At 63.9% G+C, this 18,526-nt stretch carries 28 protein-coding genes; 27 read left to right on the top strand and 1 reads right to left on the bottom strand.

The genetic code is table 11. From position 1 onward, the window contains the following. The first annotated feature begins 32 nt into the window (after positions 1-32). The 27 genes from BX604_RS36785 (at position 33) to BX604_RS36905 (ending at position 17,208) form a co-directional block, all read left to right on the top strand. Entirely contained in the window at positions 33-338 is a 306-nt protein-coding gene (locus BX604_RS36785; RefSeq protein WP_143748197.1) for a hypothetical protein, read from the top strand. A 64-nt stretch (positions 339-402) separates the two neighbouring features. Further along, positions 403-669, top strand: coding sequence for a hypothetical protein (locus tag BX604_RS36790; RefSeq protein ID WP_098556787.1), 267 nt, complete (start codon positions 403-405; stop codon positions 667-669). Then, positions 656-1,063 carry a hypothetical protein gene (locus BX604_RS36795; protein WP_143748198.1) on the top strand — a complete coding sequence of 136 codons (408 nt, stop codon included), beginning with the start codon at positions 656-658 and terminating at the stop codon, positions 1,061-1,063. Before BX604_RS36790 ends, BX604_RS36795 begins: the two co-directional genes overlap by 14 nt. After that, entirely contained in the window at positions 1,063-1,269 is a 207-nt protein-coding gene (locus BX604_RS36800) for a hypothetical protein (RefSeq protein ID WP_098556791.1), read from the top strand. The genes BX604_RS36795 and BX604_RS36800 overlap by 1 nt, the downstream gene beginning before the upstream one ends. Next, positions 1,269-1,472: a hypothetical protein gene (locus BX604_RS36805; protein WP_098556793.1), complete on the top strand. Its 204-nt coding sequence runs from the start codon at positions 1,269-1,271 to the stop codon at positions 1,470-1,472. Before BX604_RS36800 ends, BX604_RS36805 begins: the two co-directional genes overlap by 1 nt. Positions 1,473-1,477: 5 nt before the next feature. Next, a complete protein-coding gene (locus BX604_RS36810; RefSeq protein WP_098556795.1) occupies positions 1,478-3,418 on the top strand; it encodes a DNA polymerase in 1,941 nt (646 codons plus the stop codon). 23 nt (positions 3,419-3,441) lie between these two features. Beyond that, positions 3,442-3,633 (top strand): hypothetical protein, encoded by a 192-nt coding sequence (locus BX604_RS38820; RefSeq protein WP_143748199.1) that lies wholly within the window; start codon positions 3,442-3,444, stop codon positions 3,631-3,633. A gap of 37 nt (positions 3,634-3,670) precedes the next feature. Further along, a complete protein-coding gene (locus tag BX604_RS36815; protein WP_098556797.1) occupies positions 3,671-3,988 on the top strand; it encodes a hypothetical protein in 318 nt (105 codons plus the stop codon). Between the two features lie 91 nt (positions 3,989-4,079). Then, positions 4,080-4,283: a hypothetical protein gene (locus tag BX604_RS36820; RefSeq protein WP_098556799.1), complete on the top strand. Its 204-nt coding sequence runs from the start codon at positions 4,080-4,082 to the stop codon at positions 4,281-4,283. Between the two features lie 8 nt (positions 4,284-4,291). Then, on the top strand, positions 4,292-4,471 hold the full coding sequence (locus tag BX604_RS36825; protein ID WP_143748200.1) for a hypothetical protein: 180 nt from the start codon (positions 4,292-4,294) through the stop codon (positions 4,469-4,471). A 1-nt stretch (position 4,472) separates the two neighbouring features. After that, a complete protein-coding gene (locus BX604_RS36830; protein ID WP_098556803.1) occupies positions 4,473-4,742 on the top strand; it encodes an HNH endonuclease in 270 nt (89 codons plus the stop codon). A 106-nt stretch (positions 4,743-4,848) separates the two neighbouring features. Then, positions 4,849-5,550: a PD-(D/E)XK nuclease family protein gene (locus tag BX604_RS36835; RefSeq protein WP_179894961.1), complete on the top strand. Its 702-nt coding sequence runs from the start codon at positions 4,849-4,851 to the stop codon at positions 5,548-5,550. Continuing rightward, positions 5,547-5,861 (top strand): hypothetical protein, encoded by a 315-nt coding sequence (locus BX604_RS36840; RefSeq protein ID WP_098556807.1) that lies wholly within the window; start codon positions 5,547-5,549, stop codon positions 5,859-5,861. The genes BX604_RS36835 and BX604_RS36840 overlap by 4 nt, the downstream gene beginning before the upstream one ends. Before the next feature lie 22 nt (positions 5,862-5,883). Next, positions 5,884-7,470: an SNF2-related protein gene (locus tag BX604_RS36845; protein WP_098556809.1), complete on the top strand. Its 1,587-nt coding sequence runs from the start codon at positions 5,884-5,886 to the stop codon at positions 7,468-7,470. A gap of 63 nt (positions 7,471-7,533) precedes the next feature. Next, positions 7,534-7,977 (top strand): hypothetical protein, encoded by a 444-nt coding sequence (locus tag BX604_RS36850; protein WP_098556811.1) that lies wholly within the window; start codon positions 7,534-7,536, stop codon positions 7,975-7,977. Continuing rightward, on the top strand, positions 7,977-8,228 hold the full coding sequence (locus BX604_RS36855) for a hypothetical protein (protein ID WP_143748201.1): 252 nt from the start codon (positions 7,977-7,979) through the stop codon (positions 8,226-8,228). Before BX604_RS36850 ends, BX604_RS36855 begins: the two co-directional genes overlap by 1 nt. Further along, positions 8,225-8,794, top strand: coding sequence for a 3'-5' exonuclease (locus tag BX604_RS36860; protein ID WP_098556813.1), 570 nt, complete (start codon positions 8,225-8,227; stop codon positions 8,792-8,794). Before BX604_RS36855 ends, BX604_RS36860 begins: the two co-directional genes overlap by 4 nt. Before the next feature lie 46 nt (positions 8,795-8,840). Then, a complete protein-coding gene (locus BX604_RS36865; protein ID WP_143748202.1) occupies positions 8,841-10,028 on the top strand; it encodes a hypothetical protein in 1,188 nt (395 codons plus the stop codon). A 63-nt stretch (positions 10,029-10,091) separates the two neighbouring features. Then, complete coding sequence (locus BX604_RS36870; RefSeq protein WP_098556815.1) at positions 10,092-13,034, top strand: DUF927 domain-containing protein; 2,943 nt, start codon at positions 10,092-10,094, stop codon at positions 13,032-13,034. After that, positions 13,031-13,720, top strand: coding sequence for a dATP/dGTP diphosphohydrolase domain-containing protein (locus BX604_RS36875; protein ID WP_098556818.1), 690 nt, complete (start codon positions 13,031-13,033; stop codon positions 13,718-13,720). The genes BX604_RS36870 and BX604_RS36875 overlap by 4 nt, the downstream gene beginning before the upstream one ends. Positions 13,721-13,897: 177 nt before the next feature. After that, entirely contained in the window at positions 13,898-15,328 is a 1,431-nt protein-coding gene (locus BX604_RS36880) for a hypothetical protein (RefSeq protein ID WP_143748203.1), read from the top strand. Then, positions 15,325-15,666: a hypothetical protein gene (locus BX604_RS39300; protein ID WP_179894962.1), complete on the top strand. Its 342-nt coding sequence runs from the start codon at positions 15,325-15,327 to the stop codon at positions 15,664-15,666. The genes BX604_RS36880 and BX604_RS39300 overlap by 4 nt, the downstream gene beginning before the upstream one ends. After that, entirely contained in the window at positions 15,663-15,878 is a 216-nt protein-coding gene (locus BX604_RS36885) for a helix-turn-helix domain-containing protein (RefSeq protein WP_179894963.1), read from the top strand. The genes BX604_RS39300 and BX604_RS36885 overlap by 4 nt, the downstream gene beginning before the upstream one ends. A gap of 8 nt (positions 15,879-15,886) precedes the next feature. Further along, complete coding sequence (locus tag BX604_RS36890; RefSeq protein ID WP_098556824.1) at positions 15,887-16,270, top strand: hypothetical protein; 384 nt, start codon at positions 15,887-15,889, stop codon at positions 16,268-16,270. Continuing rightward, on the top strand, positions 16,264-16,767 hold the full coding sequence (locus tag BX604_RS36895; RefSeq protein WP_098556826.1) for a DUF1643 domain-containing protein: 504 nt from the start codon (positions 16,264-16,266) through the stop codon (positions 16,765-16,767). Before BX604_RS36890 ends, BX604_RS36895 begins: the two co-directional genes overlap by 7 nt. A 1-nt stretch (position 16,768) precedes the next feature. Continuing rightward, complete coding sequence (locus tag BX604_RS36900; protein ID WP_098556828.1) at positions 16,769-16,981, top strand: hypothetical protein; 213 nt, start codon at positions 16,769-16,771, stop codon at positions 16,979-16,981. Beyond that, positions 16,978-17,208 carry a helix-turn-helix transcriptional regulator gene (locus BX604_RS36905; RefSeq protein ID WP_098556830.1) on the top strand — a complete coding sequence of 77 codons (231 nt, stop codon included), beginning with the start codon at positions 16,978-16,980 and terminating at the stop codon, positions 17,206-17,208. Before BX604_RS36900 ends, BX604_RS36905 begins: the two co-directional genes overlap by 4 nt. Here the strand turns inward: BX604_RS36905 and BX604_RS36910 are convergent. Next, on the bottom strand, positions 17,156-18,433 hold the full coding sequence (locus BX604_RS36910; RefSeq protein WP_098556832.1) for a tyrosine-type recombinase/integrase: 1,278 nt from the start codon (positions 18,431-18,433) through the stop codon (positions 17,156-17,158). The genes BX604_RS36905 and BX604_RS36910 overlap by 53 nt on opposite strands. Positions 18,434-18,526: the final 93 nt, after the last annotated feature.

Here is an 18,526-nt window from a genome sequence, read left to right on the forward strand (position 1 = left end):
CTGTGCCGTTTGGGAAAAATCTGGAGACGATCATGTCTGATGTGAACGCTGAATTGCTCGCGATGTGCAAGGAACTCCTTGACCGCACGCGGCGCATGGAGTCGCGGATGGTGCAGCTCGGCGATCACGTCGGGGCAAACCTTCGCTCGAAACAGAAGATCGAGATCAAGCCGGACCCTGCCGGCGGCGTCATGGTCACGATTGATTCGCTTGACGTATCAATGTCGCGAATTGTTACGGAGTTGAAGCAGCACGGCCTGTCCGATGAACAGCTCGGCGTCGACATCTACCTGCCCGGCAGTGACGAGATGATCGCCACGCTTTACGTGCCGAAGTAAGTCCGCAGCCGCCTTGCAAGTATCGGCGGCTGTTTTTAACCTGGTAATACTTAGGAGTCCTACCATGTCCGAAGCGACCCAACCCCTCCCCGCTGAACAACCGCCCGAAACCGCTGCCCTGCTCGACGCACTGCCCGGCATGGTCGGCGGCCTCGATCGCGCGATCTTCGACACGACTGGCAAGAAGATGCCGTTCATGCTGGTCGTGTTCAACAACGGCGGCGCGATGCACGCGACCAACGTGCACCCGCCTGTCGATGCGTTCCGCGCGCTGAAGGAGCTGGCAGCGAACCTCGGCGATCTCGACGGAGGTAGCGATGCGACTGGCTGAATACATGGTCAAGGCGACCGCGAAGCAATGGCTTCATCCGCCCGAGCTGCCGTTCATCAGACAGTTCGGGTTCGGTGAGATGTTCCGGATCGGGTTGGTCGGAGCGGACGGGTCGGTGATCGTCGACGATTTCGAGACGATGCTCGGCATCATCCGCTCCGAGTTCGACGCGTACCCCGAGTACCTGCCGCACATGGAGATCCGCGGCTGGAACAGTAGTCCCCTCGTCGTTGCCGTGAAGAACCTGTGGCTGATCGTGACGGCAGTGCAGTACACCGACGAGCTGACGCGGCCACCGTTCGATATGGATGAGTTCCTGCAGAAGATCCGGGTGGCCGTCGCGACGTACAACCTGCGCGGCACCTGGTATCAGTTCAACCAGGAGAATCTGTAATGTTTTCGTGGCTTCCCCGGCGCAAGCAAACGCGGACCCCGTTTCAAGTCGGCTACGACAAAGTGATGGAAGCACATCATCGCGGCGTCCGTACTGGCGCGATATTCATCACGGTCGCCAACCTGGACGCATATGGCAAGTGGCCGGATGAAGTGCGGGGGTCGTGGAAAGCGCTTGAGGACATCTGCAATCAGGAGAATCTGTAATGTTTTCGTGGCTTTCCACCCAGCTTGCCCGGCGGCGCTGCTACCGCATGGGCTACGACTGCGTGATGACGCAGCACAAGGAAGGTGCGTCGCTTTACGTGCTGATGCTCGCGATCGCCGAGGCACACGCTGAAACCGGCTACACGTCGGACGTCATGCGCGGCGCGTGGAAGGCCATAGAAAACCTCTGCAGGGAGGGATAAAAATCATGGACATTTACGGCCTTGACTTCGAGACGTTTTATGGCGACGACTACACGTTGTCGAAGCTGACGACGGAGGAATACGTCCGCGACCCGAGGTTCGAATCGGTCCTGGTTGCCGTCAAGCGGAACGCGGAACCGGCGTTCTGGGTGCCGCGGCCGCAGATAGGTGAGGCTTTACGGGATCACCGTATCGACCGCAACGGCGTCTACTTCCACCACGCCCACTTCGACGGCCTGATCCTGAACCAGCATTACGGCATCCGGCCGGCGATGATCTTCGACACGCTCGGCATGGCTCGCGCGCTGCATGGCGCGAACGGCGGCCTGGCGCTTGCGAAGCTGTGCAAGCGCTACGGCCTGCCCGACAAGGGCGACGAGGTGCACAACGTCCGCGGCATGCGGTATCGCGACTTCACGCCGGACGGTCTGCGCCGGTACGGTGCGTACAGCTGCAACGACATCGAGCAGACGTACGAGCTGTTCATGCGGATGGTGACGCAGTTCAACCGCGAGGAACTGGAGATCCACGACCAGGTGATCCGGATGTTCACCGAGCCGGTGCTGCAGCTGGACGCCGACACGCTGCGCAACTACGCGGATCACATCCGCGCCGAGAAGGTCACGCTGCTGATGCGCGCCGGCGTGCAGGTGGACGACTTGATGAGCAACGACAAGTTCGCCGCCGCGCTGGAATGGCTGGGCGTGCAGCCGCCGACGAAGATCAGCCCGGCGTGGCTGAAGAAGCCGCCGGCCGAGCGCACGATGCCCCCGCCGCTGGTCTACGCGTTCGCCAAGACCGACCCTGGCATGCAGGAGCTGCAGGAGCACCCGGACGAGGAAGTGCAGATTCTGGTCGAGGCGCGGCTGAAGAACAAGACCACGCTGATGGAGCGTAGCGCCGAGCGATTGATCGGCATGGGCTCGCGCGGGCCGGCCACCGTCTACTACAAGTACTCGGGCGCCAGCGGCACGCACCGGCTGTCCGGCGGCGACAAGACGAACTTTCAGTCGATGAAGCGCGGCAGCGACATCCGCAACTCGATCGTGGCGCCCGACGGCCACATGATCGTGGTCGGCGACTCGTCCAACGTCGAAGCGCGCGTGCTCGACTGGCTCGCGGGCCAGGAGGACATGGTCGCGGCGTACCGCGCGTACGACGCCAAGCGCGGCCCGGACATCTACTGCGTGATGGCCGAGAAGGTGTACAAGCGGCCGATCGTGAAGGCGAACGACCCGGACGAGCGGCAGATGGGCAAGCGCGTGAAGCTGGCGTTCGGCTTCGGCATGGGCGCCGGCCAGTTCGCGATCTCCGTGCGACGCGAGGCCAAGGACAAGGACGGCCGCCCGCTGATCATCGAGCCGAAGTTCGCGCAGGAGGTGTGCGACATCTACCGCGGCTCGCACCCGCAGGTGAAGAAGCTGTGGGCGCGCGGTGACGACGCGCTGCGCGCGATCGCGGCCGGCGAGATCGGCATCAATGTGGACTTCCGCGGCGTGGTCAAAACGTGCAAGGACGGACTGCTGATGCCCAACGGGATGAAGATCCTGTACCCGGAGCTGAAGTTCGAGCCGGAGCTGGACGAGAACGGCAACCCCGTCAAGGTGTATGGCAAGGTGCGCGGCGAGTGGACGTTCTGGAACGGCAAGGCCCGCGAGAACATCTATGGCGCCAAGGTGATCGAGAACATCGTGCAGTGTCTCGCACGGATCATCGTGTTCGGCCAGTGCCTTGCATTCGTGAAGGAGTGCCGCGCCGAGCAGGTCTATTCGAAGTGGGCCATCTCGTCGCACGACGAAGGCGGGTTCGTGATGCATGCGTTCGAGGCACCGTGGGGCGCCGAGCGGTTGCTCGCCCACCTGCGCGTAGCGCCGGCGTGGGCGCCTGACCTGCCGCTGAACGGCGAAGTCGGGTTCCACCAGCGCTACGGCAAGGCCAAGAAGTGACCCCACATCAGACAGGAGGAACCGTGGAAACCCTGAATTCGGATTGCGGAATTGAAAACGCGGCGCTCGCGAATATACTCGCCATTACCGCCGCGTTTTATGAAATTGCGAAAGCGAAAGTCATTTCCGGACAAGAAGTTAGCCGGGAAAACATCGCTTCGTTGAACGCGGCGCGCAAAGAAATCGCCGCCGCGAGACGCACCCTGGCCGAGTAGCCAGCTTTTTTATCCCAGAGATAGTTAGGAGTCCACAATGGATCAGAGTCAAATCGACGCCGATCAGGCCGCAGTCGCTGCCGCGCAGCAGGCCGAACAGGCAGCCGAGCAGCAGCTCACTGCCGATCAATCCCAGCTCCAGGCCGAGCAAGCGGCCGCACAGCAGGCTGCAGCAGACGCTGTAGCGGCCGCCGCAACTCAGGCCACGGACGCCGCCCCGGCCCCCGTCGCATCTCCGACCGCTGATGCGCTGCACAGCATCTTCGATCGCATGGAAGCCACGGCAGCCAAGTGGGGCAGTGACGTAGCGCACGAGTTTCACCAGCTGATCAGCGAAGCGCGATCGCACCTGTAAAAAACTGCAGCGCTGATTTAGGGGACACCGCGCCGGCCTTTCGTCGGGCCGGCGCGGGTTGCGAAATGACGACTCAAGCCGGGGATAACAAATGGCGACCCAATGGTATTTGGAATCGACAAAAGCTGTCGGGCTGCGGTTCAAGATTTTGAAGCTCGACAAGCAAACAATGCGCGCGGAATTGCTAGGAGACACAGGCGTTCCGTTCGAACGGGTAATTACCGAGGACGTGTTGCAGAAGTACGGCTACAAGGTCGTGAAGGTCGACGAGCCCGAAGCCGTCGTCGAAGCGTGAAGTGTTACGTGGTCAGTCGAACCGATCCCGCCCTCGCCTACGAGGTGGTCGACTGGAACAAGGAGACTCAGGTGGCTGTGCTGCGCGGGAGGTACAGCACCTTTACCAACATAGGATTCGACCCGGCGAAGCTGAAAGCGGACTGGTATCTGACCGCTGATGCGCCGGAGTTTTTGAAGGGGAACTAAGATGCCGAGCCCGAAGGGATACGTCAGAGATTACAGGCGCGAGAAAGAGACGTCGGACGCGCGCGGCGAGAAGCCGAAGCGCGCGGCGCGCAACCGCGCCCGCCGGGAAATGCTGAATCTCGGCATGGTCAAGAAAGGCGACGGCAAGGACGTCGACCACAAGAAGCCGCTGTCGAAGGGCGGCGCCGAGACGGCGCGCGGCAACCTGCGCGTGAAGTCAGCGCACGCAAACCGCAGCTTTCCGCGCAAGCCGGACGGGAGCATGAAATGAAGAACGCTTGCATTGGCGTGGCCTACGCCATCGGGATCATGAGCACGGTCTACGTCCTCGGCCAAATCGTAGGTTGGGCAATTGTGCACGTGGGGGTATGCGTCAAATGAAGCCCCTACCCTGGAGCCATTCGTCGCTGATCGGCTTCGACACCTGCCCGCGCCAGTACGAGGAAGTGAAGGTGCTGCGCAACTACCAGGACCAGAAGAACCCGGCGTCCCTGTGGGGCGACCAGTTCCACAAGGCCGCGGAGACGTTCATCCGTGCGAACTGTGGTGGGCTGTCTCAGTCGACGCTGTCGAAGGAGATGCAGCCCTATTCCGGGTATCTCGCGCAGTTCATCTGCCGCCCCGGCGTGACGCTCGCCGAGCAGGAATACGCGCTCGACCTGCAGCTGCGCCCGTGCGAGTTCCTGGGCGACAACGTGTGGATGCGCGGCATCATCGACGTGCTGAACCTCGACGGTACCGTCGCGCGTGTGGACGACCACAAGACGGGCAAGAACCGGAAGAAGGACATGCAGCAGCTGATCATCTTCGCGCTGCTGGTGTTCTATCACCACCCGGAGATTCAGACCGTGCATACGGCGTTCCACTGGGTGCAGCACGGGTTCGACGAGTCGGCGAAGGATCGCGAGACGTTCCACCGGCATCAGATCCCGCAGCTGTGGGCGACGTTGCTGCCGCGGCTGCAGAGTTACAAGGCTGCGTTCGACGCCGGCATTTTCCCGCCGAAGCCGTCGGGATTGTGCCGGAAGCATTGCCCGGTATCGACGTGCGAGTACTGGACGAAGGGGCCGCGGCGATGAGCGCTACCCCCGAGGGAAAAATCAAGGCGAAGGTGAAGCTGCTGCTGAAGGCGTTCAACGTGTACCAGCATTGGCCGGTACTGCGCGGTGAAGGCTCGCCGACGCTCGACTGCAACGCGTGCGCAGGCGGCTACTACTTCACGATCGAGACGAAAGCGGAAGGCAAGCGCCCCACCGCGCGGCAGCAGATCACGATGGGCGAGGCGCGCGCCGCCGGCGCGTTCGTGTTCGTCGTGTCGGACGACGAGAGCCTGCTGCGGCTGAAGTGCTATCTGGAAATCCTTCTCGCGCCCGATTTTCGTGGCGCTTGATAGTTAGAACTCCTACTAAATCATGATCGTCCACACCCCGAGCAAATCGGTGCTGCTGCGTGCGAAGCCGGAGACGCTGGCGATGCTGCGGCAGATCTTCCCGTCGCACCATCGGCTGATCGACTACCAGGCGCACAACCTCGCGCTGCCGCACACGGTCGACGTCGTGAAGGTGCTGCGCAACATGGGCGTCAAGGTTCCGTCGCCCGTGCGGTACTTCTACGACTTTCCGCGCCCGGCTCGCTTCGCCAGCATCTTCGATCACCAGTACGCGACCGTCGACTTCTTGACGCTGCATCCGCGCTGCTTCGTGCTTAACGAACAGGGCACCAGCAAGACGGCGAGCGCGATCTGGGCGGCCGATTACCTGATGGCGATCGGCAAGGTGAAGCGCGTGCTGATCGCGGCCAAGCTGTCGACGCTGGAGCAGGTGTGGCTGAACGAAATCTTCGACGTGGCGATGCACCGCACTGCCCTCGTCCTGCACGCGTCCGCCGACAAGCGCCGCGAGCTGCTGGCCAAGCAGGTCGACTTCTACATCGTCAACCACGACGGGCTGAAGATCCTGTCGCCCGACATCATCCGGCGAGCCGACATCGACTTGATCATCGTCGACGAAGCGAGCGCGTACCGGAACTCGCAGACGGCAGCGTACAAGACGCTGGAGAAAACCGCGCGCGGCAAGAAGCTGTGGCTACTGACCGGCACGCCCTGCCCCAACGATCCGACCGATGCGTGGGGGCTCGCGCGACTCGTCGACCCGACGCGCGTGCCGCCGTATTTCACGCAGTTCAAGCGGATGACGATGAACCAGGTATCCACGTACAAGTGGGTACCGAAGCCCGGCAGCCACGAGATCGCATTCAACGCGATGCAGCCGGCAATCCGCTTCAAGAAGTCGGAGTGCCTGTCGCTGCCGCCGGTGACGTACAGCAACCGCGCATGCGAGCTGTCGCCCGAGCAAGCTACCGCGTACAAGCAGATGAAGGCGCACCTGGTCGCGGAAGCGAGCCAGATCCAGATCACCGCGGCGAACGCCGGCGACAAGCTGTCGAAGCTGCGCCAGATCCTCTGCGGCGCGGTCAAGGACACGCAGACCGAGCAGTACCTCACGCTCGACCATGCGCCGCGCCTGCGCGTGCTGCTGGAGTGCATCGAGGAAGCGTCGGCCAAGGTGCTGGTCATCGTGCCGTTCAAGGGCATCGTGGACACGCTGCGCGCCGAGGTGCAGACGTGGCATGACCATCGCGGCGACGGCCGGCGCGTGGAAGTGGTCAACGGCGACGTGACACCGACCAAGCGCAACCTGATCTTCCAGGACTTCCGCGACGACGACTCGTTGACCGAGCTGATCTGTCACCCGAAGGTGATGGCTCACGGACTGAACATGACGCAGGCGGACATGGTCGTGTTCTACGCGCCGATCTACAGCAACGAGGAAACGTTGCAGGTGATGGACCGCATCAACCGGCCCGGCCAGACCCGCAAGATGACCATCCTGCGCATCGTGGCCAACACGATGGAGCAAGGCATTTACTCGATGGTCGAGAACCGCGCGCAGACTCAGGAGTCGATTCTCGCGCTGTATCGCAAGGCACTCGAATCTTAGTTGGCTTGAAACAATTCGGACTCCTGCTCAGTATGGAGTGACGAACTCAATCGGAGGTGCATGATGGACAACAACCAACTGGCGACGTTCCTGGCTTCACTCGCCGATATGCCGGTCGACAAGCTGGTCAAGCTTTACGTCAAGACGCGCGAGACGAAGGCCGCCGCGACGAAGGTGTTCGATGCGCAGGACGCGCAGTTCAAGGCGATCATGGAGACGGTCGAGAACCACCTGCTCGCGGCGGCCGACCGCGAAGGTGTGGAAGGCTTCCGCACCGAGTACGGCACGACCTACGCGGCCGAGACGCAGAAGATCAGCATCGCCGACGACACGGCGTTCGAGACGTTCCTGCGCGCGCAGGCAAACCCGTTCCTGTTCTTCGAGCGGCGCGTGTCGAGCAAGCACGTCAAGGACTATATGGACAACTCGGACGGCGCCGCGCCGCCGGGGCTGAACATCTTCCGCGAGCGGTGCATGCGCATCCGGAAAGCGACCGGAGAAAAGTGATGACCGCGCCGGCCAGGTATCACGGCCGGACGGTGCAGGTGATCCAACGCATGTGTGCGCACAAGAACAGGTATCCGGACGAATTGACGGCGCGCGCTGCGGGTGCTCACTATGTCACCCTCGGCCAAGTAAGTGCGCTCTGGGTCTACCGCTGCCCGATCTGCAATGGATTCCACCTGACCAGTCAGCAGCAAGGCAAGCGCCAGAACGCGATGTACGGACTTCCCACCCCCAAGGAGACTGCAGCATGAATGCACCTACAACCGCCGAGCCGACCGACGCAATGGTCGATCTGGAAACGCTCGGCACCGAACCGTTCTGCCCGATCCTGTCGATCGGCGCGTGCGCGTTCGACTTCGGCCCGGACAGCGCGCTCACATGCGCCGACGATTTTTATCAGGCAATTACTTTGGAGTCCTGCCTTTCTGTCGGGCTTCGCGTCGACGCCGGCACGCTGAACTGGTGGATGGAGCAGGAGCCGGCCGCGCAGGCGGTGTTTCGCGATCCGCGCGCCGTGTCGCTGCCGCTCGCGCTCGATGCGTTCACCGACTGGTGGAACAGCCGACCGATGCGCATCTGGGGCAACTCGGCGCGTTTCGACATGGGCATTCTCGCGGCCGCTTACAAGGCGTGTGGCAAGGAAATCCCGTGGCGCTGGAGCAAGGAGCGCTGCCACCGGACGATCTGCAACCTGGCCGGCGTCGGTGGCATTCCGGTCGAGCGCTTCGGCGTTCACCACAACGCGCGCGACGACGCGATCACGCAGGCGCTTCACCTGCGCCGCGTCTGCGCCGCGCTTCGTATCACCCCGCAGTAACCCGACAACCGCAGTACCCCACAGCGTCTCACCAAGGAGATTCACCATGTCCAACATCATCCCCTTCGCCGCCACTGGCGTAATGGAAGTCCCGGCCCACGTCGCCGCGCTGTTCGACGCCGACAGCAACATCGCGCCGCGCGTCACCATCAACCAGCTCTCGTACAAGGGCAAGGTGTGGCGCCGCATCGTCGACGGTGAGGAAACGAAGCTGACGCGCAAGAACGCCGACGGCGACACCGAGCCGGTGCCGATCGTCGGCCTCGTCGTGCTCGACCACAACAAGAGCCGTTCGCGCGCGTACTACGAAGGCGACTTCGTGGATGGCGAAAACAAGTCGCCGCGTTGCGCCAGCATGGACGGCGTGAAGCCGGACGCCGGCATCGAGAACCCGATCGCCGCCACCTGCGCGAGCTGCCCGAACGCTGTCAAGGGATCGAAAATCTCCGATAGCGGCAAGCAGACGACGCTGTGCTCGGCGAACAAGCGCCTTGCCGTCGTGCCGGCCGGTACGAACGCGATCAAGACCCACCCGGTGCTGCTGCTGCGTATCGCCCAGACGTCGGTATGGGACAAGAACAACCCGCACGAAGCGCAGGGCTGGTACGCGTGGGACCAGTACCTCGACCTGCTGCGCGCTCGCGGGGCGAAGAACACGGCTGCCGTGGAAACGCGTGTGAAGTTCGACCTGGACAAGCCGTATCCGAAGCTGCTGTTCTCGGCCGCTCGCTGGCTGAACGAGGACGAAGCCACTGCCGCGAAGCTGCGCCGCGTGGATGCGAGCGACGAGATCGCCAAGATCCTGAACGGCGCGGGTGACGACGGCGTCGCGGGTCAGCCCGGTATCCCGGCCGAAGGCGTCGAGCAGGCAGCAGGCGCGGCGCAGGACGACGGCGCAGCTGCGGCGCAGGCAGCAGCTGCCGCCGCAGCGAAGGTCGAAGCCGACAAGGCAGCCAAGGCCGCGGCGGACAAGGCAGCGAAGGCAGCTGCCAAGAAGGCCAAGGAAGAAGCGGCCGCTGCTGCCGCGAAAGCTGCCTCCGATGCTGCCGCAGCTGCTGCCGCAGCGGCGCAGGACGACGATGGTGGGTTCGGCTCGGTCGACGATACCCTGGCAGCAGAGGCACCGGCGCCCGCTGCTTCGGCCGCGCAAGCGTCCCCGGCAGCCGCTGCGGCCACCGTGGAGGCAGGTGTGCCGGCTGGGCTCGCCGACCTGATGGTCGGCTGGGACGCGTAAGCGCTCGGGCGGGGGTTCGCCCCCGCCCCGCTTGCCTGCTCCCACTGACCACCAAGGCTCCCTATGAATGCGCGGCAATTCCTCGAACGCATCCTCCCGTCCACCGGCGTGATCTTCACGGCCACGCCGGTGACGCACGGGTGGAACAACATGAGCCACCCGTCGATCGACGCGGCCGTGGCGCGCATCAACGACCTGACGTTCAGGCAAGAGGCTGCGTACTTCGCGGTCGCCACGTACGCCAAGGACAAATACTGGGACGAGCATTTCAAGAACCCGGACGGCACGTTTGGCAAGTGGCGCACGCGCACGCAGTCGAACGCCCAGTCCGTGAAGTCGTTCTTTCTCGACCTGGACGTCGACGCCGCGGACCCGCTCAAGTTCGCCTCGAAGGAACAGGCGATCGCCGAGCTGCGCACCTTCGTGCTGCAGATCGGCCTGCCTCAGCCGATGATCATCGACAGCGGCGGCGGGATTCACGCCTACTGGCCGCTCGCGCGCGAGGTGCCCACCGCCGACTGGCGGCCGGTCGCCGATCAGTTCAAGAATATCTGCGTGCACGAGAAGTTCCGCGTGGACCGCTCCGTGCCCGCCGACCAGGCACGCGTGCTGCGCGCGTTCGGCAGCTTCAACGTGCGGCGCGGCGCGGCCGTCAAGATGCTGGCTGATGCGCCGGCCATCGCCTTCGAGGATTTCGCGCGGTGCGTGTCGCAGTACGGCGCACAGCACAGCATCAGCGCGCCGGCGCGCGCTCCGCTTGCCGGCTCGGCCGCCAGTGGGGTGTGGGACGACGCGGACAACCTGGGGGCGACGAACGATCCGCTGCACTTCGACCGCATCGTGTTCCACTGCGCGCAGCTGCAGGCTCAGGTCGCCGCGCGTGGCCGCGACGTCGGCGAACAGCTCTGGCGCGCGGCGCTGGGCATCGTCAAGTTCTGCGAGCCGGCCGAGCCGGCATGGCGCGCTGTGTCGGACGGACACCCGGAGTTCAGCGTGCAGGCGACGCTGCACAAGCTGGACAACTGGCGCGCGGGGCCGACAGCCTGCACGCACTTCCACCAGCACAATCCGAGCCAATGTGAAGCCTGCCCGCACTGGCAGAAGATCACGTCGCCCGCGCAGCTCGGCCGCATCGTGGTCGAGGCGCCGGCCCCCGTCGTGACCGTAGTTCCTGCCGCCGGCGTCGCGCCGGTGCAGATCAAGCTGCCCAACCCTCCGAAGGGTTACACGCGGAGTCCGAGTGGCGCGGTTGTGTTCGAGACGGAGAACCAGGACGGCACGCCGGTATTCGTCGAGGTTTCACCGTACGACCTGTACCCCCTGTCCATCGGCCGACAGAACGGCCTGGACAACGAGGTGGATGAGGCAAGCCGCTGGCGAGCGCACCTGCCGCTGGAGCCCGGCAAGCCGGCCACCGCATGCGATTTCTCGGTGCCAAGCGGACTCTTTGCTGATTCGCGCGCGCTGGCAAAGCTGCTCTTTTCTCAGGGGATTATCTTGGTGGACGATCAACCGAAGCTGACCCAGCGGTACATGGGCGCATACCTCCAGAAGCTCGCCAGCGAGCAAGGCCGCGAGCGCATCTACGAACGTCTTGGCTGGCACGACGACCGAGACGCGTTTGTGCTCGGCACGCGCGCAGTCCATGCCGATGGCACCGTGACACAACATAACGTGAGCGCCAATGTCGAACAGGTGACGAAAGGCGGCATGACCCAATCCGGTACGCTCGATGGGTGGAAGCGTGCGATGCAGTTCTACGCGCGGCCGGGCTACGAGGCGCACCGCTTCTTCATCTACTGTGCGCTCGGCGCCCCGCTGCTCCACATGAGCGGCCACAAGGGCATCATGATCTCGGCAGTCGGCGAGTCAGGACGCGGCAAGACCACCTGCCTGAAGGCGTGCAGCTCGATCTGGGGCACGCCGGACGCGTTGGTGATGAACGGCAACGCCAATGGCTCGACCGTCAATGGATTGCGCCGCCAGCTCGGCATCACCCATTCGCTGCCGTTCCTGTGGGATGACATCACCGAACGCAACCCGAAGGAGGTCGGTGAATTTCTGCTCGAAGTCCCGCAGGGCACTGGCAAACAGCGACTCAAGCAGGACGGTACGCTGTCGAAGATCCGCGATCACTGGGAGACGATCGTACTGGCGTCATCCAACGTGGACGAGATCTCGCGGCAGACTGCCGAAGGTAAGGATTCTGACGCTCACCTGAAGCGCCACCTGGGCATTGAGTTCACGCTGCCAGACACGAGCGCGCAAGCGAAGACCGATGCGGACAACTTCCTGCGCGCGCTGGCTGAGCACCACGGGCATGTGGGCGCGGCGCTGATGTCGTATGTGTGCAAGCACTACGCGGTGGTCATGGTCGAGTACACCGCGTTTCTTAAGAAGGTCGACCGCGATCTCGCGGCGCCGGACGCGTCCGCAGAACGATTCTGGGCCGCCGCCGTAGCTGCGGCGTGCCTTGGGGCCGCGATCGCTGAGCGGCTCGGGCTGTTGCCTTTCTCACCCAGGGCTGACTATCAGTGGATGACCGCTCAGATTACCGCGCAGCGCGCCGCCGTCAAGTCGGCGCGCCTGACGCCGGTTGAGCATCTGGTGGAGTTCCTGAACGCCAACCTGCGAGGCACGATCGCCGTATCATCACCACATGCATCGAACCTCGCCAACGTGGTGGTGACGCCGTACGACAAGCTGATCATTCACCGCGACCTGGACGCTAAAGTCATTTACGTCGCGGCGCGCGCAGCCGACGAATACTTCGCCGTACGGAACCTGTCGGCTCGCACGCTGAAATCCAAGCTGAAAGCTGCCGGCATCGTCTTGCAAGGAGATCGCTTCTGCCTCGGCGCGGGCACTGTCCACGCTGTCGGCCAATCTCAATGCTGGAAGATCGACGCCACGAAACTTGACGGTCTTGCCACCCCGCAGGTGCCGCCTGCAGTCGCGCAGGGGGCGAGCAACGTCGTGCCCATCACCGGAGGTAAAGCAGCATGACTATCAATATCCCGAACACGATCTCGCAGATCGGAGCGCAGATCCAAAAGGAGCGGCGCGAGGCCGAACAGCGCAGGCAATTCGACCAATTAGAACAATTCGATCAGATCGCCCGCGAAGTGCAGGTCACGCCGTACGAAACGGTCATTCCCTACGCGCCGGGCGGCCCGGTCCCAATTGCCGGCCTCGGCGACGTCACGTCGGACGCCAAGGGCTCTGGCGCTCGGTTTAATGCCGGCAAGCCTGCGCTGGACCTGATCCCGCTGCGGCTGATCCACGACCACATGCGTGGCGCCTGCATCCACGACGGCCGCGTCCTCGACGCGCTGCTCGGTCTAGCCGAGTTCCAGGAAGGTGGCGGCGCGATGTGCCTGCAACAGGCGATCGACGCAGTCGGCCCGGCGTGGGACGAGTGCGCGGCCGTGTTCGAGTACGGCAAGCGCAAGTACGCTGCGTGGAACTGGGCCAAGGGCATGCCGTGGAGCGCGCCGATCGCCTGCGCCGCGCGGCACCTCGTGTACGGCATTCTCGCCGGCGAGGAAAACGACAAGGAGTCGGGACTGCCGCACCGCGGGCACTTCCTGTGCAACATCGTGATGCTGCTAACCTATATCCGCACTTACCCGGAAGGTGATGACCGCCCCTCGCAGTGGCTTTCGGTTGCGAGTAAAACTCAGGAATCCTAATGTATTTCGCGGGGCGCCCTATCCTTCGCCGCGGCCGGCACCGCGGCACCTAGCCCTGGCTCGCTAACTGCTGCCCCCCGCCGGATCTTTCTCAGGGCAGCAGGATGCGCAAACCGCGGGCGCTGAAATCAGACAGCGGAAAGCCAGGGAACGCCGGACTTATCCAAGGAGATCATGATGGACAGCCACAAGAGCCGCGCTGATGCGCTGACCGAAGCTGCAACGGTTTGTGACCGGCTGGCGAGCGCCAATGAACGCCTCGGGCCAGCAACCGGACGGGGCAGCTATATCCAGAAGATCGGCACCGACTCGATGCGGCGATGCGCGGCAGCAATCCGCGACCTACACGCCGCATCCCCTGTCGAGCGGCCGCGCACGCATACCACTCAGCCGGGCGAATCGGTGGCGGGCATCGCACTTCGCCAATGTGGCAACGAGGACCAGTGGCGCAGCATCATCGCGCTCAACCCGGAATTCAGCGATCACACGGCATGCGATTACTTTCCGGTCGGCACGGTCCTGACGCTGCCTCCGCGCCCTGTCGAGCAGCACGAAGCAGCGCCCACAGACCCGCAGATTTTGAGCAAAGCCGCTCATCGCGCATATTCGCCCAAGATGGCCGAGGTCACGCACTACGACTTCAGCGAAAGCGAGCTGATTTCGTTTGTCCGCGATGTGCTCGCAGTGCCCTCCGCCCCGCGCGAAGGCACGGGCAATGGGGCGGATGCATGGATGACCGACGACGGCCGCGTTATCTCCGACGCCCAAAAGCAGCAGGCACTTCGCGACGGCAGCGCATCGGCGTCGTCGGTTCAGCCGTTCTCGATCGCCCTGTCCCGTGCCCCTCGCACTGAGGTGGCGGGAGCGGTGCCGGATGGGTGGAAGCTGGTGCCGATCGAGCCGACCGAGGAAATGATCGCGGCGTGGACTGCCGCACCAACCTCAAACGTGTCCTATGCAGCGTCGTGGACGCTCGCACATCGCGCCATGCTCGGCGCTGTCCCTACGCCTCCCTCCGCAAATGCAGCGGCAGCGCCGGCAGACGAGCGGGCGGCGTTTGGTTTGGCTGATTTCTGCGAGCTTATAGACGCATACCAGTGCGCGCAAAAGGACGGAACTCATGACGAGCGGGCAAAGGCGCGTATTGCGCTTATGGATGCGTACCGCGCGGCAGCATCGCAGCCCGCAGCGGCAGCGGGGCAAGAGGCGGTAGGCATCGTTCATCGGGCCGCCCCGAACGGCGATGATTTCAGCGTCGAATGGCTGTCGCCGCCTGCCGGCGGGGCGAAGCTCTACGTCGCACCGGCCGCCCCGCCCGCGCAGGTCGACACTCGGCTGTTGACGGACGAGCAGATCACCGCGGTCTGGAACAGCATGCCGGGCGGCTTCGACGGCTTCCTTAAATCGTGGGGCTACATCCAGTTCGCCCGCGCCCTTCTCGCACTGAGGTGGCGGGAGCCACCGACTTTCGAGGCCAAGCACATCAGCCTGAAGCAGAAAGGCATGAAGTTGATCCTGACGCTCGAACTCGACGGCGTGGAAAGCTCCCCCCGCTATGCCGTGACACCGATCAACCCCTGCGTGGTGCGCGCCGGAGTGCCACGATGAGCCGCAGCTACAACGTCCGCTGCAGCCGGGAGAAGTGCAAGCTGCGCTACGTGTTCGCCAAGCACCCCGACGACTACAAGACGCCGCGCAAGTGCGTCGGGTGCAAGGGCACGAAGTTTCGCATCATCCCCAACATGGCGGTCGACCGCGGCAAGCACACGCTCTGTACGTGCGGCGGCTACCAGTGGGGCAACAACTACACCGCGAGCCGGCCGCCGCACCGCATGGGCAGCCCGGCATGTTGGTACCGCGCGGACGGCTCTCAGCGTCTGCCAGGGGACGCCGATTTTGTTGGCAATTTTATTCAGGATTCCGAAGTATTGGAGACGACATCATGAGCACGCAAAAGACGTTCGGTTCGCAGCTGCGCGAGCTGCGCGAGGAAAAGGGCTGGACGCGGGAATACCTCGCGGAGCGGGCCGACATCGCAGGCAGCCAGCTTTCCCGGTACGAGCGCGGTGAGGCGCTGCCGAACTACCGCCCGCTCATCTCGCTGGCTCGCGCGCTCGACGTGGCGCTCGACGAGCTGTGCTGCATGGATCAGGTGTAGGCCGCGCCATGATCCAGCTTTCTTTTTCCGATTGGCACCCGCGGCGCAAGAACACATTCGGCGCGCGGGCCTGCCGCCGCGTCCGGGAGCGGATCCTCGCCGGCGCGATCGACACCCTGCCCCGCACCTGGCAGCGCAAGTGGATCATCCAGCGCATCGTGGCGACCCCACCGTGGGCCGATATGCGCGCCATCCGTACCGTCTACGACGAGGCCGCGCGCCTCACGTTCGAGACGGGCGTGTTCCACGAAGTCGACCACATCGTGCCGCTCAACCATCCGCGCGTGTGTGGGCTGCACGTCCACTGGAACCTGCGCGCCATCCCGGCCGGCCCGAACAACGCAAAGGGCAACACGTGGTGCCCTGAACAGCTGGAGCTGGACCTATGCTGATGTCCTGCCAAGAAAGCGCCGATAAGCGCTTCCGCATGGTGCTCGAACGCAACTGGGACGAGTCGCGCCCGGTCGTGCTGTTCGTGATGCTCAACCCATCCACAGCTGACGGCATGTCCGACGATCCGACGGTACGCCGCTGTGTTGCCTTTGCGAAGGCGTGGGGCTATGGGGGATTGCGTATCGTGAACCTGATTGCGTACCGCACGGCGAGCCCTGACGAGATGTACGCGTGGCTACGGACTGCCAGCGCCGATGAGCTGCGCCAGTCTGTCACTTCGCTTCGTATAGAGGCGTTCCGCGCCGACGTCGATCGCGTGGTTTGCGCGTGGGGCAATCTCCAGAAGGGGCTCGTACCTTACGCGGCTATGGTCGTGGAACGGCTCCGAGCACGGCGGCGCCTGTGGGCCATCAAGATCAACGGTTCGGGCCAGCCCGCACACCCTCTTTATCTGAAAGGCGATCTTCAGCTCGTCGAATTTGCTCGGGAGTCCTAACATGCGCCCGCTTCAACAATCCATCGTCAAGATGATGACCGCCACCCCCGATCGCCACTTCACGATCGAGGACATCCGCAAGCAGATCGGCCACTCGCGCGTGAAGATCCGCTGCGCGCTGACGTCGTTGATGCACGACGGCCACGTCAAGCCCGGCACACCGATCGGCTACAATCGGCTCAACAAGACGTACCGTCTCGCGGAGGCAGCATGAAGCCCATCTACCTCGACCTGCCCGGCGTGGCCGCGGCGCTGTCGCTGTCGGAGTCGACCGTCAAGAAGCTGGTGCGCGAGAAGAACCTGCCGGCGCCGCGCGAGCTGTCCGGCCGGCGCGTGGCGTGGCTCGTGCGCGAACTGGAGGAATGGGCCGAAGGCCGGCCCGTGTCCGCTATGCTGCCGCCGAGCGGGCCAGCAACTCCAGGTGATCTGCAAGGCGCGTGAGCCACACGCGCTTCTCGGCGTCATAAGTATGACGGTTGTAGATGCCCTCGACGCCCGGAAGCATGTGCCCAACGATCGCCTCACCTACCTCCCTCGGGCACCCCAACGCTGCAAGCTGAGTGCGTGCCGTCCGGCGGAGATCGTGCGGCGCCCAGTGCGTCACTGGAACCTGCCCCTCCGCCGGCCGCCGGCCCGAATACGGTTGGCGTTCCCACGCTGCCTGTTGGACATCTCGCTGGGTAATATGTGGGCCTTCCGCGTCGGGGCCCTGATGCGGGAACAAATACCCCTTGCCGTACTGCTTCATGCGGACACGTACAATCGCTTCAGCTCGACCGACCAATGGGACTCGGTGGTCGGTGGCCGCCTTACGCCGCCGGTTCTTCGTCATCTCCTTCGGGATCGTCCACCATAGGCCGTCTGATTCGGCAGTCACGTGCTGCCCTTCCATTGCGACCAGCTCGGCGCCACGGAGCGCAGTCCACAGGTACATCGTGAGCACGTCCCTAACTTCATCACGATAGTTCGGCAGCCACTTTACCAACGTGGCAATTTCATCCTGGCTGAGCACGCGCTTCGCAACAACCTGTTTTCCCGCCACCCTCTTACCCTTGCTCTGCAGCTTCCCTTTCATGACCGTCCGCCACCAGTTGGGCGTCGTCTCGGGTATCCGGCCAGCATCGAGCGCGTAATCCCACGCGGCGCCCAGTTCGTTGCGTAGGCTCGATGCATAGACCGGTGTGGACGACAAGCCAGCGAGCAGGTCGAACGCTTGCTTACGGGTCACGCCGATGGGCGCCACATTTGCGATGGGGGCTATCTTCGCCATAACCCGACGGCGGACAGCGGCAGCGCCGGCCGGCGCCCGGTTCTTGTCGATGTACCCCGACAAGAAGTCGAGACAGAGCTGGCGCACCGTATAGGTGCCATCGTCGCCCCCGCCTCCTTGCCCTGCTTTCCGTGCCTCCCGCCGTGCATGGCGCATATCCTCGCCAGCGGCGCGCTTGGCCCGCGCCTGCTCCCACGCCGATATAGCTGCCGCATATGACATGGCCGGCCACTCGCCTAGCTTTACCTGCCGCATCACCCCGTCTACGGGTGACTTGTACCGGTAGATCCAGCTGCGACGCGTAGCGCTCGCCTGCAGGCGCAGGCCGGGGAAGTCGTCGAACGTGAGGTGGCTGCCAGGCAGCATTTGCTTGGCGGTGCGGGTGTCGAATCGCATGGCGTGGAGTCTCCGGCGTGACTTTTCTTGTCGGCACCAAAAAGTTACGCCTACCCACGAACTTTAGCAACCCGCAGTGAACCGTCAATACCA

The organism is Burkholderia sp. JKS000303 (assembly GCF_002563755.1).
Classification (GTDB): domain Bacteria; phylum Pseudomonadota; class Gammaproteobacteria; order Burkholderiales; family Burkholderiaceae; genus Burkholderia; species Burkholderia anthina_B.

What these genes read in the sequence shown, in the direction of transcription:
- BX604_RS36785 (WP_143748197.1), top strand. Translation starts at nt 33, where the DNA reads ATGTCTGATGTGAACGCTGAATTGCTCGCGATGTGCAAGGAACTCCTT.
- BX604_RS36790 (WP_098556787.1), top strand. Translation starts at nt 403, where the DNA reads ATGTCCGAAGCGACCCAACCCCTCCCCGCTGAACAACCGCCCGAAACC.
- BX604_RS36795 (WP_143748198.1), top strand. Translation starts at nt 656, where the DNA reads ATGCGACTGGCTGAATACATGGTCAAGGCGACCGCGAAGCAATGGCTT.
- BX604_RS36800 (WP_098556791.1), top strand. Translation starts at nt 1,063, where the DNA reads ATGTTTTCGTGGCTTCCCCGGCGCAAGCAAACGCGGACCCCGTTTCAA.
- BX604_RS36805 (WP_098556793.1), top strand. Translation starts at nt 1,269, where the DNA reads ATGTTTTCGTGGCTTTCCACCCAGCTTGCCCGGCGGCGCTGCTACCGC.
- BX604_RS36810 (WP_098556795.1), top strand. Translation starts at nt 1,478, where the DNA reads ATGGACATTTACGGCCTTGACTTCGAGACGTTTTATGGCGACGACTAC.
- BX604_RS36815 (WP_098556797.1), top strand. Translation starts at nt 3,671, where the DNA reads ATGGATCAGAGTCAAATCGACGCCGATCAGGCCGCAGTCGCTGCCGCG.
- BX604_RS36820 (WP_098556799.1), top strand. Translation starts at nt 4,080, where the DNA reads ATGGCGACCCAATGGTATTTGGAATCGACAAAAGCTGTCGGGCTGCGG.
- BX604_RS36830 (WP_098556803.1), top strand. Translation starts at nt 4,473, where the DNA reads ATGCCGAGCCCGAAGGGATACGTCAGAGATTACAGGCGCGAGAAAGAG.
- BX604_RS36835 (WP_179894961.1), top strand. Translation starts at nt 4,849, where the DNA reads ATGAAGCCCCTACCCTGGAGCCATTCGTCGCTGATCGGCTTCGACACC.
- BX604_RS36840 (WP_098556807.1), top strand. Translation starts at nt 5,547, where the DNA reads ATGAGCGCTACCCCCGAGGGAAAAATCAAGGCGAAGGTGAAGCTGCTG.
- BX604_RS36845 (WP_098556809.1), top strand. Translation starts at nt 5,884, where the DNA reads ATGATCGTCCACACCCCGAGCAAATCGGTGCTGCTGCGTGCGAAGCCG.
- BX604_RS36850 (WP_098556811.1), top strand. Translation starts at nt 7,534, where the DNA reads ATGGACAACAACCAACTGGCGACGTTCCTGGCTTCACTCGCCGATATG.
- BX604_RS36855 (WP_143748201.1), top strand. Translation starts at nt 7,977, where the DNA reads ATGACCGCGCCGGCCAGGTATCACGGCCGGACGGTGCAGGTGATCCAA.
- BX604_RS36860 (WP_098556813.1), top strand. Translation starts at nt 8,225, where the DNA reads ATGAATGCACCTACAACCGCCGAGCCGACCGACGCAATGGTCGATCTG.
- BX604_RS36865 (WP_143748202.1), top strand. Translation starts at nt 8,841, where the DNA reads ATGTCCAACATCATCCCCTTCGCCGCCACTGGCGTAATGGAAGTCCCG.
- BX604_RS36870 (WP_098556815.1), top strand. Translation starts at nt 10,092, where the DNA reads ATGAATGCGCGGCAATTCCTCGAACGCATCCTCCCGTCCACCGGCGTG.
- BX604_RS36875 (WP_098556818.1), top strand. Translation starts at nt 13,031, where the DNA reads ATGACTATCAATATCCCGAACACGATCTCGCAGATCGGAGCGCAGATC.
- BX604_RS36880 (WP_143748203.1), top strand. Translation starts at nt 13,898, where the DNA reads ATGGACAGCCACAAGAGCCGCGCTGATGCGCTGACCGAAGCTGCAACG.
- BX604_RS39300 (WP_179894962.1), top strand. Translation starts at nt 15,325, where the DNA reads ATGAGCCGCAGCTACAACGTCCGCTGCAGCCGGGAGAAGTGCAAGCTG.
- BX604_RS36885 (WP_179894963.1), top strand. Translation starts at nt 15,663, where the DNA reads ATGAGCACGCAAAAGACGTTCGGTTCGCAGCTGCGCGAGCTGCGCGAG.
- BX604_RS36890 (WP_098556824.1), top strand. Translation starts at nt 15,887, where the DNA reads ATGATCCAGCTTTCTTTTTCCGATTGGCACCCGCGGCGCAAGAACACA.
- BX604_RS36895 (WP_098556826.1), top strand. Translation starts at nt 16,264, where the DNA reads ATGCTGATGTCCTGCCAAGAAAGCGCCGATAAGCGCTTCCGCATGGTG.
- BX604_RS36900 (WP_098556828.1), top strand. Translation starts at nt 16,769, where the DNA reads ATGCGCCCGCTTCAACAATCCATCGTCAAGATGATGACCGCCACCCCC.
- BX604_RS36905 (WP_098556830.1), top strand. Translation starts at nt 16,978, where the DNA reads ATGAAGCCCATCTACCTCGACCTGCCCGGCGTGGCCGCGGCGCTGTCG.
- BX604_RS36910 (WP_098556832.1), bottom strand. Translation starts at nt 18,433, where the DNA reads ATGCGATTCGACACCCGCACCGCCAAGCAAATGCTGCCTGGCAGCCAC.